Origin of the sequence: Prevotella sp. S7 MS 2 (genome assembly GCF_000762865.1) — a bacterium.
Taxonomy (GTDB): Bacteria; Bacteroidota; Bacteroidia; order Bacteroidales; family Bacteroidaceae; genus Prevotella.
In genome coordinates, this window is sequence record NZ_JRPT01000004.1 from 15,299 (window position 1) to 31,603 (window position 16,305).

Sequence of the window (16,305 nt, forward strand, 5' to 3'; positions counted from 1 at the left end):
ATACAAAGCCGAAAGCAAATTGGTCTAAAACTCCACTTGAATAGCACATTATATATATAAAGAATAGAGCACGAATATTCTACGTTACAACATTTCTTAACAAGATTGCATTATTACTTCAACTTGCCTAATACGTTCTTTATTCTTTTCATGGCCTCACGAATATTCTCATCGCTAGTAGCATAGCTCATACGAAAACATTCTGAGTCACCAAAAGCATCACCACCTACTGTTGCGACATGTCCGACTTCAAGTAAGTACATAGCTAAATCTGTAGAATTCTGAATAGTACGCTCGCCATCCGTCTTACCATAGAAACTACTACACTTCGGGAACAGATAAAAAGCTCCTTGTGGAACATTCACCTCTAAACCCGGAATATCCTTTGCCAATGCTACAATCAAGTCACGGCGACGCTCAAATGCCTTGCGCATATCTTCCACGCAGCCCTGTTCTAACGTATAAGCAGCCTCAGCAGCTTTCTGACTCACCGAACATGGCCCCGATGTATACTGTCCCTGCAACTTATTGCAGCCTTTAACTATCCACTCCGGAGCAGCAATATATCCAATACGCCAACCAGTCATAGCATAAGCCTTAGACACCCCATTCACAACGATGGTACGCTCTTTCATACCATCTACCTTCGCTATGCTGGCATGTTCACCTATATAATTAATATGCTCATAGATTTCATCAGCCAACACAAACAAATCCTCATGTTCCTTTATGACAGTTGCCAAGGCTTCTAATTCTTCCTGAGAATACACGCTTCCCGTAGGATTACTGGGAGAGCATAGTATCAACATACGTGTCTTGGGGGTAATGGCAGCCTCCAGTTGCTCCGGAGTCATCTTAAAATTCTGATCAAAGCCGGCATTCACTATCACAGGATTACCTCCAGCCAACTTCACCATCTGCGGATAACTCACCCAATAAGGAGCAGGGATTATCACCTCATCACCATCATTGACCAATGCCATCAGCGTATTACAGACACTCTGCTTAGCACCATTGCTCACCAAGACTTCATTGACAGTATAATCCAATCTATTCTCATTCTTGAGTTTAGCAACGATAGCATTGCGTAAGTCAGCATATCCGGGAACAGGAGAATATCGAGAGTAGTTCTCATCAATAGCTTTCTTTGCAGCATCTTTAATATGATCAGGCGTATTGAAATCAGGTTCACCCACGCTCATATTGATTACATCAACACCCTGAGCCTTCATCTCACTACTCTTCTGCGACATGGCAAGCGTTGCCGATGGTGCCAGACGGTTCAATCGATTAGATAATTGTGCCATAATTTTATTCTACAGTTTATTCGTTAGGCTGCAAAAGTACGCATATTATCTGTTACAGCGAAGAATTCGTAACAGTTTTTACACTTTTATCTCGATTTTGTGTCATTTGTTATTTTATATGGAGTATATGTCCCATTCTGTCGCGTTTGGTTTTGAGATATTTCAAATCGTTTTCATTGGGTTCTATCTCGATAGGCACATTTTCCACTATTTCAAGCCCATAAGCTTCCAATCCAACACGTTTGGTAGGATTGTTTGTCATCAGTCTCATCTTATGGATGCCTAGATGACGCAGCATCTGAGCCCCACAACCATAATCGCGCTCATCGGGTTTAAAACCTAAGTGTATATTCGCGTCTACCGTATCATACCCTTCTTCCTGCAATTTATAGGCTGCAATCTTATTCATCAAACCGATACCGCGCCCCTCTTGCTGCATATAGACTATCACGCCTTTACCTTCTTTTTCTATCATCTCCATAGACTTGTGCAACTGTTCTCCACAATCACAGCGACGACTACCAAGAATATCACCGGTAGCACAAGAAGAGTGGACGCGCACCAATATCGGTTCGTCTTCCTTCCATTCTCCCTTAATCAAAGCCATATGCTCAAGTCCATTGCTGGTTTGGCGGAACGGTATCAAACGGAAATGCCCATGAACAGTAGGCATATCAACCTCTTCACCCACCTCAATACTAGATTCTTTCTCTAGTCGATAAGCTATTAAATCCTTGATAGTAATGATCTTCATACCCCATTCTTTAGCTTTCTGCTGCAAACTGGGCATACGAGCCATAGTACCATCTTCTTCCATGATTTCCATCAACGCACCGGCAGGATACAGTCCGGCCAATCTACACAGATCTACAGCCGCCTCAGTGTGTCCACTACGACGCAACACCCCATTATCTTGCGCATATAAGGGGTTGATATGACCGGGACGACCAAATGTTTGCGGTGCCGAATTCGGATCGGCCAAGGCTTTGATAGTTTCTGCTCTATCATGCGTCGATACGCCTGTACTGCATCCTTCCAGTTTATCTACGGTCACTGTAAAAGGCGTACCCAACACCGATGTATTATCTACAACCTGACGTGGCAAATCCAACTCGTCACAACGCTGTAACGTAATAGGCGCACAGAGCACACCACGCGCATTCTTCAACATGAAGTTTACCTTCTCAGGCGTTATCTTTTCAGCGGCTATTATCAAGTCGCCTTCATTTTCGCGATCTTCATCGTCAACAACAATGACAAACTTGCCATCCTTGAAATCTTGTACAGCATCTTTAATGCTACTCAGCTTGAAGTCTTCCATATTATATATATGTATATGTGATTCTACTTTTTCAAATCGTTAATTCTGCTTACCACCAGTTGATTCGTTCTCATAATCAATTTCAAATCGCGCAACAAACGCAGTCTGAAACGCCACATTCTCAGGTAAAGAACGATACCCACCGGGAATATAATAGCCGCAACCGCATTCATCCATTTTCTTGCAAAAGGCCGCGTATGTGCCCTTACTGAAAGAATCGGATAGCTACTAATAGCCCCTAAAATATGTTTATCTTTCGTATTCGACAAATCTTCTATCACCTCTTCTATTTCCCCACTGATACGTTCTATCTCATGATCAGACTGGTACTTGAAAAACACATTCACCACATGAGGAGCCGAACGCAAATTATGATTCAACGAATAACGCGATGCATCTCGGCTAATTTGGCGAAGTCGCTCTTTATCTTTTTCATAATCCGGGTCATTAATGATTACCTCTTTAGCAAACACATGCCGTTTCACACGCAAACCCAACAAGCGCCTGAAGAACTCTATGTATAAATCCAAGTTGAATACCATTGAGTCATTATTTGCCTTATATGTCACAAACACAGCCACAGGTGTCAAGACCGCGGGAGCCAATCCTTTACCAAACCACACAGCCCACATTCCACCACGAGCCATACGATAGCCCGAATTATCGAGGATATAGTAAATAATGAACACCAAAACCGATATGATGACCGGTATACCCAATCCTCCTTTTCGGATAATGGCACCAAGCGGTGCACCGATGAAGAAAAATATCAAACACGAAAGAGCCAACGTAAACTTATTGATAGCTTCTATTTCGTGCTGTCTGATGAAGTAATCACCATCACTTGTCACCAAACTTTTAAAGTTCAAATCGCTTACTTTGGATTGTACTTTGCTCAAAGCCATCGACACCGCCTGTTGTTTTCTGTCTAAAGACAGCTTGTTAAACACCGTGTCTATATCCACTTTATCTGTCGTCGCTAGTTTTACAGCCGCAAGCGAATCCTTCTTCGACAATGTTATCGCCGCATATTCTCCTTGCTTTTCATCTTGATAGTACATCCTACCGATACTGTCATATCTGGCGTTCAGCGAATCCATAGCATGATAGATCTCCAAAAGACTCTTACTACTCGCGTTATTAGAAAGGCTTGTAGCATCAGTCATATTGAAATCACCATTATAATCTATGACGATACGTTTCTGTATGAAACTCTCCCGACGATAAGGTATAGCTGCGGAGTTACCAAATTCGTCCGACTGCATATTCTCAAACCATTCCCCACTCCACAGTGTCAACAGCAAATGTTTCTTCTCTGCCGTGGCCTGCAACATCCCGGAGTCGGCCAAGATGATAGCTTGATCTTCGTAACTTCCCGTCATACGATAAATCATAATGCCGTAAAGTTTACCGGTATCCATATTTTTCTTTTGCACAAAGAGATTACTATTAGGGATACCATCATAGAATACACCTTCGGGGATTTCCAGTTCCGGACTCTTCTGCTTCATGGAAATCAACAACTGCGCAATCTTCATATTAGCCGTTGGCCCCACATTATTCTGGAAATAGAACGAACCTATACAAATCAATACCGAAATAAAGATGAGCGAACGGAACGATTGCATCAGAGATATACCCGCAGCTTTGATAGCAGTCAACTCACTACTTTCTCCAAGATTACCAAAAGTTATTAACGAAGACAACAAAATGGCTAGCGGCAAAGCTTGCGGAACAAGCATCAAGCCCATGTACCAAAAGAATTGAGCCATCACTTCCATAGACAACCCCTTACCTATTAATTCATCGATATACCTCCAAAGGAACTGCATCATCAGCACAAATTGACTGATAAAGAAAGTACCCAGAAAAAGCATACCAAACTGCTTGGCAATGAATATATCTAATTTCTTGATGCGAAACATTACTGACTGTCCGTCGTGACCATATTGATTTGAATACAAAATTAGTATAAATTTGTTAGAATCTCCGTCTTTTTCATTTTTTTATGCCTCACGCCACATCTAAGCCCAAATCTCAATGCTTTCTGCAATTAAACTACTTACATCTCAAAAGTATGGAATAAATTTTGCATTTATGCACGTTTCCACTATCTTTGCATAAGATAATCTGCACTCGACAATTTGGAAACTAGTTTTCATTGTACTCATTTGCGTTATCTTTGCAAAAGACAATTATAAGTTATGGCTAATATTATAACAAGGAATATTCCAAATACGATAACCTGTTGCAACCTCATTTGTGGTTGCATCGCTACCGTATGTGCTTTAGACGTCCAGCCTACATGGGCACTGGCATGGATAGTAATGGGAGCTGTCTTCGATTTCTTCGATGGTATGAGCGCTCGCCTACTGCATGTATCTTCTCCCATTGGTAAAGAGTTGGATTCACTGGCCGATGACATTACATTTGGGGTAGCTCCTGCTACAATGGTTTTCAATGAGCTCTACATTATGGACTATCCGGCAGGGTTAGAACCTTTAAGAGATTGGCTGCCTTATGCTGCCTATATCATGGCGGCTTTCTCGGCTCTACGATTAGCCAAGTTTAATTTGGATGAACGGCAAACCACTTCATTCATCGGACTACCCACGCCTGCCAACGCCCTTTTTTGGGGCTCTCTGATAGTAGGGGCGAGCAATTTCTTGGAGTCTACACAGTATATGCTATTCGTCGTTTTAGGCATGGTAGCTTTGAGCAGTTGGCTATTGATAGCAGAACTTCCAATGTTCGCACTCAAGTTCAAACAGTGGGGATACAAAGGTAACGAAGTAAAATACATCTTCCTTGCCACATGCCTACCCATCCTGATTATCTTCCGATTATCGGCCTTTGCCGTTATCATTGCGTGGTATGTAATCTTGTCGGCCATTGTTAATGCTAAAAATAAAAAATAGATGGTGATTCTCAAATTGATATTTTTCATTTTTGTCGCAGGACTTTTTGCCCTCGTATTCATCGCTTATTCATTCTTTAGACGGCTCCGTGAGTCTGCCAAAAGAATGCAAGACCAAATGAACGGGCGATATACGAGTGGAACAAGAACGTCGTCATCTACACGCCAAACATATTCAAACAAAAAAGGCGAAACAGTTGTTGACCATCGCACTTCAGCCGAGGCCAACCATAAAATATTCTCTAAAGACGAGGGAGAATATGTAGATTTTAAGGAGGAATAGAGACCTCTCCCTACCCCTCTCCCAAAGAGAGTGAGCTTAAAACAGCCTGAAGAGATTCCCATTCATAACTGGGGACAATTGAACTAAAGAGAGTGTATACTTTTAATTTCTCATCTTTTCCCCCTAGTCCCTTATTATGAAAAAGACGCACCTTTATTCAAAGGTGCGTCTTTTTCGTTAATTATGCACCAACGTGCCGATAGGCTCACCGTCCATCACCTTCTTCAAGTTTCCTACAACATCCATGTTGAACACATAGATAGGTAGATTGTTCTCCTTACACATCGTAGTTGCAGTGAGATCCATGACTTTAAGACCGCGTGTATAAATCTCGTCGTAGGTAATATCCGTAAACTTTGTGGCTGTAGGATCTTTCTCCGGATCGGCCGTATAGATTCCGTCCACGCGCGTACCTTTTAACATCACGTCGGCCTCAATCTCGATACCACGCAACGAACTTCCTGTATCCGTGGTGAAATAAGGCGAGCCTGTACCGGCCGAGAATACACAAACATATCCTTGTTCCATTGATTCGATGGCTTTCCACTTACTATAAAACTCACCGATAGGTTCCATACGAATAGCCGTAAGCACTTTTGTCTTCACCCCGATAGCACCCAACGCTGAACTTAATGCAAGCGAGTTGATGACCGTAGCACACATTCCCATTTGGTCACCCTTTACTCGGTCAAAGCCTTTCTGACTGCCACTGAGACCACGGAAAATGTTACCGCCACCGATAACAATACCGATTTGTACACCCATCTCATGCACTTCTTTAATTTGGCGTGCATAATCTGCCAAACGTTCGGGGTCGATACCGAAACTTTGTGAGCCCATTAGACTCTCACCACTCAATTTGAGCAGTATTCTTTTAAACTTTGTCATAGTTCTATTTGTAGCAATCTCATCCCCTAAAAGAGACTTGATTTAATATCATTGTCGTATGTATAAATTATCTTACCTCGCAAATTTCACTTCCTTAAATGTATATTCCCTAAATCGTCCCTCCTTGTCTCGCAAGACGATAGTGCCATTATCTGCCACCTCTACGATGCTAGCTTCAAACTGTCCGTCGGCATCTTCGTAAGGATAGAAACCATCACGACGGTAAAGAGACATATAGTATTCTTCTGAAATATCGGCTGCTCCACCTCGTTCCAAAAGCTCATAGCGTTTCTCAAAGTTATCTAACAACCGTTGCAACACTTGCTCTCGATCCACTTCATGCCCTACGATACCGGCTAATGATACAGGATTGGGCGCGTCACTCACAAACATCAGTTGATTGACATTCAGTCCGATACCGTATATACACCCTTTCAAACGACCGCCACTCAGCGATGTTTCTATCAGCGTACCACTAATCTTACGGTCGTGCCAGTACACATCGTTCGGCCACTTCAACGTAATTCCGTCCGTATAAGCACCAAGCGTATCTTTCAATGCCAACGCTCCGGCCATGGACAAAAGAAACTGATAGGCTGTAGGGGTGTGCCAAGGATGCACGAGGATGCTTAATAGCAGGTTTTTCCCAGCCTCACTTTCCCACGTATTTGTAGCCTGCCCACGTCCCGAAGTCTGATAATCGGCCACAACAACCGTCATTTCTTCATCGCCCACAACACCATGTTGACGTAAGTAATCGTTGGTGGAGCCCACCTCGTTCAGTCGTATGATTTCTCTTTTCATTTCCGTATTTTAAAGTAGCAATGGGTTGAACGCATCCTTGATATGTTCCATGCGTACCGTTTCCTCATCACATCCTACAATTGTAATCACATCAAATCGCAGTTCATCCCACAGCAGGTGCATCTTCACATAGGCATTGGCAGCATGTCCCAAATTCCGCATTTTCTGCCGATTCACCGCATCAGCCGGTTTGGTGATGGCATCCGAGCGACGCGTCTTCACCTCTACAAAGACCACAGTCGTACCATCCGGTGTCCGAGCAACAATGTCTATGTCCTTTCCACCCAACCGCCAATCGCGCTCAATAATATCATATCCCTCACGCACCAAGTAGTCGGCGGCATAGTCCTCGCCCCATTTACCAAGATCGTTGTGCGCAGCCATAGCCTACCAATTGAGTTCTTTTGTCGGCAATGGATCTTCTTGCAACAGATTGTTAAGATATGAGTGCGAGAGCCGATGTGCATCGTAGAACATAATAAACGGTTCTGCCCCGGCCGCCTTGATACCTACTACCACCTGCATATCTCCGACCTTCCATTCAGCGTAAGGTACAACCGAACCGTAGACATTCGCCTGTACGAACTTCACCTTGAGTATCTGTTGGTCGCCCACTTCTTGTTTTGAGGGCATCTGCGGTATAGTGTATGTCTTTGTAGGCACCCCATACTTTCCTTGAAGAAAAACAGTGAGCGATTTACAAGCCTCCAAAACGTCGTTATGAGCCTTATAGTCACAGCACACCAACTCCGGTTCGGCATCTATCTTCAGCGGATTTCTACTTATAATATAAGATATGGTAGCATCTTGATTGCCATATCCGATGATGGTCACAGCGCTTAGTTTATTCTCGGAAAAGGTGGTAGAGCCACAGAAAAAGAGAGGTTCGTCACCTTGAAAAGACACCTTGTATAAATCGTTCAGTATCTTATCTGTCTCATACATATCTTTGCCAAGACTCTTCATATCCATCGATACTCCACCGATTGATACCGGATAAACACTTTCATAGCCATCCTTCTGTGCCACCTCATATTTCTCCAGCAACGCATGATATTGAGTTTGAAACACTTCTGGTGTCATTCCTAGCGTAAAGGCACCTAGAATTGGCTTTTTAGAATCATCGGTTGCATAGAGATGACCGACCATGATGAACAGAAAGAAAAATAAAACGTTAACCTTTTTCATGACCTCCTATCGGGTTTGATTAGTTGCAAAAATAATACAATTCTTCCATTCTTACAATAAAATACCTTATTTTTGCAGCCATGATAACAAGGGAAGAAGAACTAAAAAAGATAGATGAGCAATTCATGCTCAAAGCGCTAGACGAAGCACATCGGGCTTTAGACGAGGGCGAGATACCCATTGGTGCAGTCGTGGTATGCCGAGGTCGTATCATCAGCAGGGCGCACAACCTCACCGAAACGCTCAATGATGTCACAGCACATGCCGAGATGCAAGCCATCACTGCGGCTGCCAACACGCTCGGAGGGAAGTATTTACAAGATTGTACACTCTATGTCACCGTCGAACCCTGCGTGATGTGTGCCGGTGCCTTGGGATGGTCTCAAATGAGTCGTGTCGTCTATGGAGCACCCGATGAAAAACGTGGATACACGGAATACGCTCCCCATGCCCTCCATCCCAAAGCAGCAATCGTTGGAGGGATACTGGAAGAGGAGTGCAAAGCCTTGATGCAAGAGTTCTTCAGAAGCAAAAGATAATTTCTATCCCCATCATTTCACACTCCTAACTCATTCCTTTGTCTACTCGCCAACTTATCTATCAGCGAAGTGCAACGGCTTGCCAGTATTGCTGCCTAGGCTTGGCAGCATTACTGAAAGGGCGAAACAGCAATGTTGCCATACCCTTGCAGTAAATTAAGTTTGGCCGTTTTTAAGTTGACGAGTTATTGAGTTATAAGACAAGAGAGACTTCCAATATAGGGCAAATACTATCCGTCCCTACATCACAAGTCAAATTTACGGCATAAAAAAAGTTGCTCCTCTTAGATAAAGAGAAGCAACTTATCGAATATAATAAATTGAATAATTTTCCGAGTTGGTTATTTCAACCGCGCAATAATAGTTTGGTCACCGGTTGTAGATTGTCCCATCTTGACACAAACTTCTGTACCTATAGGCAAGAATACATCTACACGGCTACCCAACTTGATGAAACCAAGATGCTCATCAATATAGCAATCTTCGCCCTCCTTGGCATAAGTAACAATGCGACGAGCCATGGCGCCGGCTATCTGACGGCACAATACGTCCACTCCATCGGGTGTAGTAATCATCACATCAGCATGTTCGTTCTCCGAACTAGCCTTAGGTAACCATGCCTTATGATAGTTTCCATCCTTATGGCATACGAATTTCACCTTGCCGTCTACAGGGAACCAGTTGGCATGGACATTCCACAGACTCATGAAAATACTAATCATAAGACGTTTGTCGTGGAAATATTCGTTCTCTTCTACTTCCTCTATAACCACGATTCGGCCATCGGCAGGAGCTACAACCACCTTATCGGTATTGTCTTCGGCAGAGAAATAGCGAATGGGACAGCGGTAGAAGTTCAGTACGATACCATAGATTGTTGAGAAAACAACCAAAACCACCCAAAAAGGGATCTTGGTATCAAAGCCTCTCCATAATAATAATATAATGGAAGCCATTACGATAAAACCATAAAGAAGCGTATCGGTACCTTCTCTGTGTATGCGTATCTTTTTGAGTTTATTGATTCTTTTAATCATAGTAACTAAGGATATGCGAACATTTCAACAAGGCGTTAGCCGGTGCCAAAGGTTGTTCTGACTTATGCTCAATAATACTGGGAAGGCCTTTTACCTACCATTTGCAAAGTTAATGATTTTTTGTTAGCTCCACAAAAATTTACTATTTTTCTTTTGTTGTGTCGGGGATAAGCCGTAACTTTGAACTCCTAATTGTGGCTTTTTCATGGAAGATTTCGTTCATTTACACGTTCACACCTATTATTCTATTCTAGATGGCCAGTCCAAGATTTCAAACTTGGTCAATAAAGCCATTGGCAACGGCATGAAAGGCATGGCCATTACCGACCATGGCGTCATGTTTGGCATTAAGGAATTTTGGGATTATTGTAGCGAAGTCAACAAAAAACGAAAGGCAGATGGACTGGAACCTTTCAAACCCATATTGGGTTGCGAGATGTATGTGGCCCGCCATCGCAAGGAAGACAAGGTGAAAGAGAATGGTGACAATTCGGGTTATCACCTCATTGTACTTGCCAAGAACTATCAAGGATACAAGAATCTTATTAAATTGGTATCGCGTTCGTGGGTAGACGGTTACTACTACCGACCGAGAACTGACCGCGAAGACCTAGAGAAATACCACGAAGGACTTATCATTTGTACAGCTTGCTTGGCCGGAGAGGTACCTCGTAAGATTATGGCCGACGATCTTGACGGCGCACGCGAAGCATGTCTATGGTACAAGAATCTATTCGGTGACGACTTTTATTTGGAGTTACAACGCCATCAAGTTACCGACCCTACCCTGCTAGCCAATCGTACTGCCTATCCTTTACAGCAGAAAGTGAATGCTGTATTGGAAGACTTCAGCAAGGAATTGGGCATCAAACTCGTCTGTACCAACGACTGCCACTTCGAAGATAAAGAGACGGCCGAGGCGCACGACCACCTGCTTTGCCTAGCCACAGGAAAGGATCTGGACGATCCGAACCGCATGCGCTACAGCAAACAGGAGTGGTTTAAGACGCGCGAAGAGATGAACGAGGTGTTCCCCGACCATCCGGAAGCCATGCGAAATACGCTTGAGATTCTGGACAAAGTGGAATTCTACAGTATTGACCACGACCCTGTGATGCCTTTCTTCCCAATCCCGGAGAGCTTCGGAACAGAAGAACAGTGGCGTCAAAAATTCACAGAAGAAGACTTATATAAGGAATTTTGCAGCGACGAGAATGGCGAAAATCCCATGTCGGCCGAAGATGGAGAGAAGCGAATCAAACACCTTGGTGGTTACGACAAGATTTATCGAATCAAGTTTGAAGCCGACTATTTGGATGAATTGACATTCCAAGGAGCCAAAAGAATATATGGAGACCCGGTGCCAAAAGAGGTAGAAGAGCGCATCAGATTTGAACTTCACGTGATGAAGACAATGGGATTCCCCGGCTACTTCCTCATTGTACAAGACTTCATCAACTCTGCTCGCGAGCAGTTAGGAGTGATGGTAGGTCCCGGCCGTGGCTCTGCTGCGGGTTCGGTAGCTGCCTATTGTTTAGGAATCACGAAGATAGACCCGTTGAAATACGACTTGCTGTTTGAGCGTTTCCTTAACCCCGACCGTATTTCTCTCCCCGATATTGATACCGACTTCGACGATGACGGACGTGGACGCGTGCTCCAATGGGTGATGGATAAGTATGGTCACGAGAACTGTGCGCATATCATTACCTACGGAAGTATGGCTACGAAAAACTCCATCAAGGATGTGGCACGTGTAGAAAAACTCCCGTTGGAAAAAGCGAATGCACTCTGTAAAGCTATCCCCGACCGTCTGCCGAATGGTTTGAAGATGAATCTTACCAACGCTATCAAGAGCGTTGACATGCTACGCGAGGCGGAAGCTTCGACCGACCCACGCGAACGTAACACCATGAAGTATGCAAAGATGCTTGAAGGAACGGTACGCGGAACGGGTATCCATGCCTGCGGATTCATCATTTGTCGCGACCCTATCAGCGATTGGGTGCCTATCTCAACGGCCGACGATCCCGACTTTAAGGACTTAAAAGTGCCTGTGACGCAGTACGATGGGCACGTTATCGAGTCTACCGGACTCATTAAGATGGACTTCCTCGGACTCAAGACGCTCTCTGAGTTGAAAGAAGCTGTCAAGAATGTAAAGCTGACAACGGGCGTAGAAGTAGACCTTGACAACATACCTATTGACGATGAGCTTACCTATCAGCTCTATCAACAGGGACGAACGATTGGTACTTTCCAGTTTGAATCGCCCGGTATGCAAAAATATCTGCGCGAACTTCATCCCACGGTATTTGGCGATCTCATTGCCATGAACGCCCTCTACCGCCCCGGACCAATGGACAATATTCCGTCGTTCATTGCCCGTAAGCTCGGCAAAGAGCCTATCACCTACCCTATTCCTGAGATGGAAAAGTATCTAAAAGATACGTATGGCATCACCGTTTATCAAGAGCAAGTCATGCTTCTGAGCCGCTTATTGGCTGGCTTTACGCGTGGACAGAGCGACACATTGCGTAAAGCTATGGGTAAAAAGAAGATTGACCAGATGAACAAACTGGAGAAATTGTTCTACGAGGGAGGCGAAGCACGCGGGCATGACCACAAGACTTTGAACCATATCTGGGAAGAATGGAAGAAGTTTGCATCCTATGCTTTCAACAAGTCTCATGCAGCTTGCTATAGTTGGGTGGCTTTCCAGACGGCTTATATGAAAGCCCATTACCCGGCAGAGTTTATGGCTGCCATTATGACACGACGTAAAAGCGACATCAAAGAAATCACGAAACTCATGGATGAATGTAAGTCTATGGGTATTCCTACGCTGGAACCGAGTGTCAACGAGAGCTATGGTAACTTCGGTGTAAACCAAAAAGGCGAGATAAGATTTGGTTTGGCAGCCATCAAAGGAATGGGCGAACAGGCCGCAGAAGCTATCATCAACGAGCGAAATGAGAATGGGCCATACAAGGATATATTCGACTTTGCACAACGAGTAGATTTCTCTAACGTCAATAGGAAAGCCTTTGAATCGCTCGCCATGAGTGGCGGATTTGATTGTTTCGGGCTGAAACGCGAGCAATATTTCGGCAAGAATAATAAAGGTGACGCCTTCTTGGACACCTTGGTTCGCTATGGTCAGTTGTATCAAGCGGAACAGGCAGAGGCTCGTAACTCCTTGTTTGGAGGTTCAGACGCCGTAGAGATAGCCACTCCTCCCATTCCTCAAGTGGAAGAATGGAGCACAATAGAGAAATTAAATCATGAGCGCGACCTCGTAGGTATTTATCTGTCGGCTCATCCTCTCGATGAATTCAGCATCATCTTGAACTCTATGTGCAACACACATTGTGCCGAATTAGAGGACAAGGAAGCTCTCGTTGGCAAGCAAGAGATAACAATTGGCGGTATGGTAACGGCCGTAAAATCCGGTTTCACCAAATCAGGTAAGCCCTATGGAGTAGTCACTTTAGAAGACTTCGAAGGCAGTGGTGAACTCTTTATCATGGATGCCGAATGGGGCAGATGGAGCGGAATGTTTATTCAGGGAGCCATCATCTTCATGAAAGCGAACTGTAGCAAGAGATATCCCACAAGCACCTACGTCGACTTTAAGATTGCCGACATCCAGTATATGCAAACTATTCGCGACACACGCATCGAAAGATTCACCATCAGTATGGACATCAACGACATCGACGAGACCATAGTAAACGACATATCTACACTGGTATCAGACAGTCCGGGACACACAATGCTCTTCATACAAGTAGTTGATAAAGAGCATAATTCAAACTTAATACTGCGTTCAAGAGCTCATGAAATAGGCCTTACTCGCGACTTTGTAAACTATGTAGAGTCTAATCCAGTCATGAGTTACCACGTAAACTGACAAAAACGGCAATTACTATCGGTCGCGACTTTTGGCATACAATTTGCTCATAACAATATTGTGACAAGAATAATAAAATACATATAGAATATTAAAGAACGAAAAGATGGAAGTTAAAATTACAAACGAGAACTTTGAGAGTTACAAAAATGGAGAGTTACCTTTGGTAGTTGACCTATGGGCAACATGGTGTGGACCTTGCCGTATGGTTGGTCCTATCATCTCAGAGTTGGCAAATGACTACGACGGCAAAATCGTTGTAGGCAAGTGCGATGTTGAGGAAAACAACGAAATCGCAATGGAGTATGGTGTTCGCAACATCCCTACTATCCTCTTCTTCAAGGGAGGTCAGCTGGTTGACAAGTTTGTTGGTGCTGCAAGCAAAGAACGTATTGAAGAGAAATTCAAGATACTTCTGTAATCTACAGAATGTTTTAAACATACAAGTGCAATGACATGACAGAATGTCGTTGCACTTTTTTTATTCTCAAAGAATAGGAAATGTGACCTTATCTCTTCCCTTTTTGTGTAAAATCAAGTATCTTTGCATAAGATATTCAACTTATCCTGCTGTATGAAAGAACTCGCATTAAAGTACGGATGCAATCCGAACCAGAAGCCTTCACGTATTTATATCGAAGAAGGCGAACTACCTATCGAAGTCATTAACGGTCGCCCGGGCTACATTAACTTTATGGATGCCTTGAATAGTTGGCAACTTGTGAAAGAATTAAAGGAAGCAACAGGACTTCCGGCAGCCGCAAGTTTTAAGCACGTAAGCCCAGCCGGCGCTGCCGTAGGACTCCCCTTGAGCGATACACTCAAGAAAATCTACTTTGTAGACGACGTTAAACTTCCGCTTTCTCCGATCGCTTGTGCCTATGCTCGTGCCAGAGGAGCCGACCGAATGTGTTCGTATGGCGACTTCGTTGCATTGAGTGACACCTGTGACGCAGTCACCGCGACCCTCTTAAAACGTGAGGTTAGCGATGGAGTTATTGCTCCCGATTACACGCCGGAAGCCATCGAAATCCTGAAAGACAAGCGTAAAGGCACCTACAATGTCATCAAGATTGATCCAAACTATCGACCGAATCTCATCGAACATAAGCAAGTATTCGGCATCACATTTGAACAGGGACGCAACGAAATCAAGCTCGATGATCCTGCACTTTTCGAGAATATCCCCACTCAGAATAAGACTTTCACCGACGAAGCTCGTCGCGATCTCATCATCGCATTGATTACTTTAAAGTACACCCAAAGCAATTCCGTATGCTATGTCAAGGATGGTCAGGCCATAGGAATAGGTGCCGGACAACAAAGTCGCATCCATTGTACGCGCTTAGCTGGTAGCAAAGCCGACACATGGTGGTTGCGCCAATGTCCCAAGGTTATGAATCTTCCGTTCAAACCGGGTATCCGTCGCGCTGACAGAGACAACACCATAGACGTCTATATCAGCGAAGAGCACGATGATGTATTAGCAGATGGCGTATGGCAGCAGTTCTTTACCGAGAAGCCGGAGGTACTTACGATGGAAGAAAAGAAAGCTTGGATTGCCCAAAACACGAAAGTTGCTCTCGGTAGCGATGCTTTCTTCCCATTCGGAGACAACATCGAGCGTGCCCATAAGAGTGGCGTTGAATTCATCGCACAAGCCGGTGGAAGCATCCGCGATGACCATGTTATCGACACATGCGACAAATATGGCATTGCTATGGCATTCACTGGAGTGAGATTGTTCCATCACTAAGAGTTAAAGTTAACAAGTAAACGAGTTGACAAGCAGACTAGTTAGAAAACACAACCAACAACTTTTAATCTACTTGTAAACTCGTTCACTTGCCTACTTAATTATTTATTCAAAAATAAACTTGTTAACTTGTCTACTTGTTAACTCGTCAACTCAAACCACAATGAACGACATCAACGAGATAATAGAAACAGGAATGGTCTTTAAGGCCGCATCCAATAAGAGCGGGCAGAATGATGATAAAGTAAAGACCAAAGCTAAGAAGAAGAAATATATCACCGGAGCTCACGGCTCAGGCTCAGCTCGTCAGAAGGCTAAATACAGACAACAACGAGCTAAGCGGCACAAGTAA

At 44.0% G+C, this 16,305-nt stretch carries 15 protein-coding genes; 7 read left to right on the forward strand and 8 right to left on the reverse strand.

The features are described 5' to 3' along the window. Nucleotides 1–113: 113 nt before the first annotated feature. From HMPREF0671_RS01625 to HMPREF0671_RS01635, 3 genes are all read right to left on the reverse strand, one after another. Nucleotides 114–1,307 carry a pyridoxal phosphate-dependent aminotransferase gene (locus tag HMPREF0671_RS01625; protein WP_036896314.1) on the reverse strand — a complete coding sequence of 398 codons (1,194 nt, stop codon included), beginning with the start codon at nucleotides 1,305–1,307 and terminating at the stop codon, nucleotides 114–116. Nucleotides 1,308–1,416: 109 nt separating this feature from the next. Then, nucleotides 1,417–2,628 (reverse strand): bifunctional 3,4-dihydroxy-2-butanone-4-phosphate synthase/GTP cyclohydrolase II, encoded by a 1,212-nt coding sequence (locus HMPREF0671_RS01630; RefSeq protein ID WP_036896315.1) that lies wholly within the window; start codon nucleotides 2,626–2,628, stop codon nucleotides 1,417–1,419. A gap of 23 nt (nucleotides 2,629–2,651) precedes the next feature. After that, nucleotides 2,652–4,553: an LptF/LptG family permease gene (locus tag HMPREF0671_RS01635; protein WP_036896316.1), complete on the reverse strand. Its 1,902-nt coding sequence runs from the start codon at nucleotides 4,551–4,553 to the stop codon at nucleotides 2,652–2,654. 279 nt (nucleotides 4,554–4,832) lie between these two features. Between HMPREF0671_RS01635 and pssA the strand changes: the two genes are divergently transcribed. Continuing rightward, nucleotides 4,833–5,546: a CDP-diacylglycerol--serine O-phosphatidyltransferase gene (pssA, locus tag HMPREF0671_RS01640; RefSeq protein ID WP_036896317.1), complete on the forward strand. Its 714-nt coding sequence runs from the start codon at nucleotides 4,833–4,835 to the stop codon at nucleotides 5,544–5,546. Further along, nucleotides 5,547–5,828: a DUF4834 family protein gene (locus tag HMPREF0671_RS01645; protein ID WP_036896318.1), complete on the forward strand. Its 282-nt coding sequence runs from the start codon at nucleotides 5,547–5,549 to the stop codon at nucleotides 5,826–5,828. A 177-nt stretch (nucleotides 5,829–6,005) separates the two neighbouring features. Here the strand turns inward: HMPREF0671_RS01645 and pyrH are convergent, their stop codons facing one another. The 4 genes from pyrH to HMPREF0671_RS01665 all read right to left on the reverse strand — a co-directional run bounded on the left by pyrH (nucleotide 6,006) and on the right by HMPREF0671_RS01665 (nucleotide 8,708). Continuing rightward, nucleotides 6,006–6,716, reverse strand: coding sequence for a UMP kinase (gene pyrH / locus HMPREF0671_RS01650; RefSeq protein WP_036896319.1), 711 nt, complete (start codon nucleotides 6,714–6,716; stop codon nucleotides 6,006–6,008). A 72-nt stretch (nucleotides 6,717–6,788) separates the two neighbouring features. Next, on the reverse strand, nucleotides 6,789–7,520 hold the full coding sequence (locus tag HMPREF0671_RS01655) for a biotin--[acetyl-CoA-carboxylase] ligase (RefSeq protein WP_036896320.1): 732 nt from the start codon (nucleotides 7,518–7,520) through the stop codon (nucleotides 6,789–6,791). A 9-nt stretch (nucleotides 7,521–7,529) separates the two neighbouring features. Beyond that, nucleotides 7,530–7,904, reverse strand: coding sequence for a YraN family protein (locus HMPREF0671_RS01660; protein ID WP_036896321.1), 375 nt, complete (start codon nucleotides 7,902–7,904; stop codon nucleotides 7,530–7,532). A gap of 3 nt (nucleotides 7,905–7,907) precedes the next feature. Further along, on the reverse strand, nucleotides 7,908–8,708 hold the full coding sequence (locus HMPREF0671_RS01665) for a hypothetical protein (protein WP_036896322.1): 801 nt from the start codon (nucleotides 8,706–8,708) through the stop codon (nucleotides 7,908–7,910). 80 nt (nucleotides 8,709–8,788) lie between these two features. On the opposite strand from HMPREF0671_RS01665, the gene HMPREF0671_RS01670 reads away from it, so the two are divergent. Next, nucleotides 8,789–9,247, forward strand: a complete 459-nt coding sequence (locus HMPREF0671_RS01670; protein WP_369793911.1) for a nucleoside deaminase — start codon at nucleotides 8,789–8,791, stop codon at nucleotides 9,245–9,247. Between the two features lie 341 nt (nucleotides 9,248–9,588). Here the strand turns inward: HMPREF0671_RS01670 and HMPREF0671_RS01675 are convergent, their stop codons facing one another. Further along, the gene (locus tag HMPREF0671_RS01675) at nucleotides 9,589–10,284 is read right to left on the reverse strand and encodes a phosphatidylserine decarboxylase family protein (protein WP_036896323.1); all 696 of its coding nucleotides are present in this window, start codon (nucleotides 10,282–10,284) and stop codon (nucleotides 9,589–9,591) included. A 205-nt stretch (nucleotides 10,285–10,489) separates the two neighbouring features. Here HMPREF0671_RS01675 and dnaE point away from each other — a divergent pair, with 205 nt between their 5' ends. The 4 genes from dnaE (at nucleotide 10,490) to HMPREF0671_RS01695 (ending at nucleotide 16,305) form a co-directional block, all read left to right on the forward strand. Then, nucleotides 10,490–14,197: a DNA polymerase III subunit alpha gene (gene dnaE / locus HMPREF0671_RS01680; RefSeq protein ID WP_036896324.1), complete on the forward strand. Its 3,708-nt coding sequence runs from the start codon at nucleotides 10,490–10,492 to the stop codon at nucleotides 14,195–14,197. A gap of 106 nt (nucleotides 14,198–14,303) precedes the next feature. Continuing rightward, nucleotides 14,304–14,618: a thioredoxin gene (gene trxA / locus HMPREF0671_RS01685; RefSeq protein ID WP_036896325.1), complete on the forward strand. Its 315-nt coding sequence runs from the start codon at nucleotides 14,304–14,306 to the stop codon at nucleotides 14,616–14,618. A 153-nt stretch (nucleotides 14,619–14,771) separates the two neighbouring features. Continuing rightward, entirely contained in the window at nucleotides 14,772–15,953 is a 1,182-nt protein-coding gene (locus tag HMPREF0671_RS01690) for a phosphoribosylaminoimidazolecarboxamide formyltransferase (protein WP_036896326.1), read from the forward strand. 163 nt (nucleotides 15,954–16,116) lie between these two features. Continuing rightward, on the forward strand, nucleotides 16,117–16,305 hold the full coding sequence (locus HMPREF0671_RS01695; RefSeq protein WP_036896327.1) for a hypothetical protein: 189 nt from the start codon (nucleotides 16,117–16,119) through the stop codon (nucleotides 16,303–16,305).